Consider the following 4,816-nt stretch of genomic DNA (forward strand, 5'->3'; position numbering starts at 1 on the left):
AATTTTCAATCTTCGAACTGGTGCCGGCCTGGCCGCCGGGCGCCTTGGCGTCCAGAACCGCCACCTTCAATCCCTCGGATGCGGCGTACACCGCAGCTGCAAGCCCTGCAGGTCCGGCACCCACCACAACGAGATCGAAGCGCTCGCCATTGAGTCTGTCTGGACTCAGGCCGATTGCATCGGCGACGGCCCGGTGGCTCGGCTGCTTCAGTGCCACACCTTGCAACGTGATTACAACCGGGATGTCAGCTTCCGTTGCGCCATAGTGCGTGAGAAGCTCTTTGGCCTCGGAGTGCTCGACGATATCGAAGTAGGCCGAGGGTTGTCCGTTGCGGCTCAGGAAGTGGCGCAGGCGTAGCGTAGGGGCCGAAGATGTGCTCCCGATCACCACCACGCCCACGTGTTCGCCGCGGATGAAAGCGACGCGCCGCAAGATATAGGCGCGCATGATGGTTTCGCTCAACTCCGCTTCCGCGATCACGAGCGCGCGCAGTGACTCCTCGTCAATGACGATGACCTCGCAATCGGAGATCGCGCGCGTCGTTGCGACCGCAGCCCGGCCCGCGAGCGTGGCAACCTCGCCGGTGAAACTGCCGGGGCCATGTGTGCCCAGCAATACGGGGCCTTCAACGGACCTTCTGGATGCCTCGATCGTCCCGGAGAGAATGGCGAACATCCCGGTGTGCCGGTCGCCTTCGGAATAGAGGACGTCGTGGGTTTTGAGCTTGCGGCGCTCGCCATAACGCTCCAGTATCGCCAGTTGTCCCTCATCCAGCCGTGGATACACCTGATGGTAGCGGCTGCCACCCGAGGCCAGCTCGTTGAAATTGCCTGAAGCGTCGTTGCTCATGGCGGGCTCGATCAAGTCTAAATGCGGTCTTTGCAGCAGAAGCGCTGCTTGCATATGGTAACTCCGCTTGTGAGACGCCACGGCGTCTCACAACATGTGCGCTGCCTCTTCCGCTGTGCCGCTGAGTTTCAGCGGCACAGCACGTTCTCCGTCAATTTGTTAATCTCGCTTCCAATCACCCATCCCACGATGCAAGGACGCGAGGAGCTTCAAGCATGAGCACTGTCGATTACGAACCGCCTAAGGTCTGGACCTGGAACAAGGACAACGGCGGCCGCTTTGCGAATATCAACCGCCCGATTTCGGGGCCGACGCACGACAAGGAGTTGCCGGTCGGCCTGCACCCGCTGCAGCTTTATTCGCTGGCGACGCCGAATGGCGTCAAGGTCACGGTGATGCTCGAGGAGCTGCTGGCGCTTGGCCACAGCGGTGCGGAATATGACGCCTGGCTCATCAAGATTGGCGATGGCGAGCAGTTTGGCAGTGGCTTTGTCGGCGTGAATCCGAACTCCAAGATTCCCGCGCTGCTCGATCGCAGTGGACCGAAGCCCATCCGCGTGTTCGAGTCTGGCGCGATCCTGGTGCACCTCGCCGAAAAATTCGGTGCTTTCTTGCCGACCGAGCCGGGAGCACGCGCCGAATGCCTGTCGTGGCTGTTCTGGCAAATGGGCAGCGCCCCGTACCTCGGTGGCGGCTTCGGCCATTTTTACGCGTATGCGCCGAGCAAAATGGAATATCCGATCGACCGCTTCGCGATGGAGGTGAAGCGTCAGCTCGACGTCCTCGACAAGCAGCTCGCCGACAACGAATACATGGCGGGAGACGCGTACACGATCGCCGATATGGCGATCTGGCCGTGGTATGGCGGCCTGGTAAAGGGCTGGCTTTATGGAGCGGCCGAATTCCTCTCGGTGCAGGACTACAAGCACGTCCAGCGTTGGGCCGATGCGATCGGCGAGCGTCCGGCCGTCAAGCGTGGTCGGAAGGTCAATCGCGTCTTTGGCGAGCTTTCGGATCAGCTGCACGAGCGCCATGCCGCCACGGACTTCGACACCAACACGCAGGACAAGCTCGCCGCCGCGAAATAGATGGGAAGCATGCCGAAGCGCTCCGCTCACCTTGAGCCGCACTCATCTGAATTGCCGCTGCCGACGCCGAGCTTCGCGTCGGTGACTGTGGCATCGCTGATTGCGGTGCTCGCATGGGTGGGCTTCGCCGCACAGAGCGACATCACGATTGGCAGGATGCTGTTTCGCGGCTTGGGCATGATCGACGGCATCGAGCGTATCAGTGCATACCTGACGAACCTCACAACGCTCGTCGTCGCGATCAGCTTTTCGTTTGTAGCCATGCGGGCACGCTCCGCACCCGGGCGGTTCTTCCGTAAGCCGCCAGTGCTCACCGCCGTGGTCGTCTATATCGTGTTCGTGGGCATCGCTTACAACACCTTGCTGCGCCATCTATGGACGCCGTACGGCTACCGCGCGCTGCTCAACGAATTGCTGCATACGGTCATACCGCTGCTATGCACGCTGTACTGGCTGCTATTCGTTCCCCGCTTCCATCTGCTGCTGCGCGATTGTCTCTTCTGGCTGATCTATCCGGTCGGCTATCTGTTGATAACGCTCTGGCGCGGCAGCGAAACAGACTTTTACCCCTATCCTTTCATTAACGTAAGCGAGCTCGGCTACGAGCGTGTGCTCATCAATGCCCTGTTGCTGTTGCTCGGTTTCTTCCTTCTGATGGGCGTATTCGTAGCGATCAATCATCGCCGCTCACGTCCAGCGCCTGCGACATCTGCGGCCGACGCGCGGCATTCGTAGGATAAATATACCTCGGTAAATACACCTACGTACGCGGCTGCCATTGAAGTTGCGCGAACATTTGCCGATAACTTGTGTGACAGATGTCGCCCAAGGTAAATCGTGCCGAATTTCGAAACTCTCATGCGCCGCCGTGTACGGATCGCAACTGCGCTAGGCGCGGCGATTCTCGCCTGCGTCGGGCTCGGCGCGACCATGCAGCAATCGCAATCGGACTGGATCCAGCACTCCTACGAGGTGATGCGGCTCGAGTCGGAGATGCGGATCACGATGGTTGTCCGCGATTCGTCCATGCTGCGTTACGTGTTCGATGTGCCGACCATCGATTCGCGGGCCGGCGATCGCACGGCGGTCATGCAAGAGATCGAAGATGCCTACGTCAGCTCCGAGATACTGCGCGCCCAGTTGCTGACGCTGACGGCCGACAATACGGAACAGGTGTCACGGCTGCAGACCATCGGTGGGGCGATGGCCCGGATACGTGCCCGCCTCGACGAACTCCGCGATGACATGAAGGAGGGCCGCAACGGCGCTGCGCAGGCGTTGCTGGCCGATCCGGGCTATGAAGCGGATCGCAGGGTGATCCGCGCAACGCTGCAGGCCTTCGCGGACCAGGAAGCCCAACTGCTGAACGGGCGTGAACGTGCCCACACGCGCTGGGCGCTCGTTTTGTGGGGCGCGCTGGCGGCGCTCGTCATGCTTGTTGTGGCGACGCTGCACGCGTTGCGCTCGCGCGTCGTCAGCGAGGTGGCGCACACCGAGCGTCAGCGTGGCGCTCTTGAAACGCAGCTCGACACTGACGCCGCCACAGGTCTGCATAGCCGGCACTGGCTCGCCCAGCAGTTCTCCAGGGATCCCGAGCGTCAGTTGGGCAACACGGGCTCCCTGTCGATCATCCTGCTCTGTATCGACTCGCTTAAGCCGGTTCGCGATGCGTGGGGCTTCGAGGCTCGCGACGTGCTGTTGCGCGCCGTCCTCGAACGCATCAACCGCGTGCTGGGACCATCCGATGTACTCGTGCGTGCCGCCGATGACCAGATCGCGATTCTGGTGCCGGACCGGATTCCGGTCCCCGGCGGTTCACGTGCGGCGACGATGGCCGTCTCGCTGGCCGGGCAACTCGACACACTGATCGACATCATCGACGGCTTGCCGGTGTCGCCGGCTGTCCGTGTTGGCACAGCGGCGTGGCCCGCGGATGGTGGCACGCTCGACGCGCTGCTGACCACGGCTGGTGACCGCATGCGGCCATTGAGCGCGTTTCGCGCCTCGGGCGATTTGAGCATCTCTACTTCCGATAGCGCCGCCGCATGAACTGGTCTATCCCGCGGCGCCCTGGTGGCCGCGCCATCACACATTTACTGGCCCGTGCTTTTATTGGCCGGAAGCTGCGCGCCTGTTCAGATGCGCTCGTGAGTTGCCGTGGAGCAGCATGGCTGCTGTTTGCCGGTGCAGTCTACGAACTTTCGCTGGCACTGCTGCATGTAGCGGGAATCACGCGCGCATGCAGCGATGTGCTGCCGTTCAACGCGTTCTGCTTCCTGGTCGCCTCCACCGGGATGCTGCGCGAGACGGGCGGCAGCGTGCGATCGACGCGTATGTCCCTGATTGCTCCATTCACGCTGATGTGTGCCGGCGCCGTTGTGCTGGTCGAATGGTTGCAACGGCTCGGCTTCTCGCTCGACGCCCGTTACCTGGATAGGCTCCTTGCCGATCCGGCGTCCCAGTCCTATCCCGTGGCGGCGTTGACCGCAATCGGCTTTGTGTTCTGCGGCGGCGCGCTTCTGCATTTGCGTGGACTGGCTGGACCGCGCAACGCAGTCGGCCCGCGAGTCTTCATCTACGGCACGGTTCTCACGGGCATTATCGGGTTGCTGTGTCAGAGCATGGCAATTGGCGGCTTGTGGAGATGGGGCGAGCTCTTCGTTGTCGCGCCATTGAACGGCACCGGTTTCGTGCTCGCCGGTGCGACCTTATGGTGTGTCTGGGCGAAACGCCAGCCTGGCGTGAGCATTCTGGGTGAAAGCGCCAACGCGCGCGTACCCGTGATCGCCGCGCTGGTGGTTGTCAGTTCCGCGCTCGCCGTCGGCGTCATGCTCGCTTCGCTGATGGTGCGTAGCGACGAAGCAGCCGAGCGCAGCGA

Annotated in this window: 5 protein-coding genes; 4 read left to right on the forward strand and 1 reads right to left on the reverse strand. The window is 62.1% G+C overall.

From position 1 onward, the window contains the following. Window positions 1–850: Crp/Fnr family transcriptional regulator (locus M0954_RS22505; protein WP_297355574.1), on the reverse strand; the 850-nt coding region annotated here is incomplete at its 3' end. A 215-nt stretch (window positions 851–1,065) separates the two neighbouring features. Between M0954_RS22505 and yghU the strand changes: the two genes are divergently transcribed. From yghU to M0954_RS22525, 4 genes are all read left to right on the forward strand, one after another. Then, window positions 1,066–1,938, forward strand: a complete 873-nt coding sequence (gene yghU / locus M0954_RS22510) for a glutathione-dependent disulfide-bond oxidoreductase (RefSeq protein ID WP_122156989.1) — start codon at window positions 1,066–1,068, stop codon at window positions 1,936–1,938. 9 nt (window positions 1,939–1,947) lie between these two features. Further along, entirely contained in the window at window positions 1,948–2,673 is a 726-nt protein-coding gene (locus M0954_RS22515; RefSeq protein WP_297355576.1) for a Pr6Pr family membrane protein, read from the forward strand. A gap of 123 nt (window positions 2,674–2,796) precedes the next feature. Then, a complete protein-coding gene (locus tag M0954_RS22520; protein ID WP_122156985.1) occupies window positions 2,797–3,987 on the forward strand; it encodes a diguanylate cyclase in 1,191 nt (396 codons plus the stop codon). Beyond that, on the forward strand, window positions 3,984–4,816 hold an 833-nt coding region (locus M0954_RS22525; protein ID WP_297355578.1), incomplete at its 3' end, for a hypothetical protein. The genes M0954_RS22520 and M0954_RS22525, both read left to right, overlap by 4 nt.

It is taken from the genome of Paraburkholderia sp., assembly GCF_026225065.1.
Taxonomy (GTDB): Bacteria; Pseudomonadota; Gammaproteobacteria; order Burkholderiales; family Burkholderiaceae; genus Paraburkholderia.

Bases quoted from the DNA above. Each gene is read 5' to 3' on its own strand.
- M0954_RS22520 (WP_122156985.1), top strand. From the start codon at position 2,797: ATGCGCCGCCGTGTACGGATCGCAACTGCGCTAGGCGCGGCGATTCTC.
- M0954_RS22515 (WP_297355576.1), top strand. From the start codon at position 1,948: ATGCCGAAGCGCTCCGCTCACCTTGAGCCGCACTCATCTGAATTGCCG.
- yghU (WP_122156989.1), top strand. From the start codon at position 1,066: ATGAGCACTGTCGATTACGAACCGCCTAAGGTCTGGACCTGGAACAAG.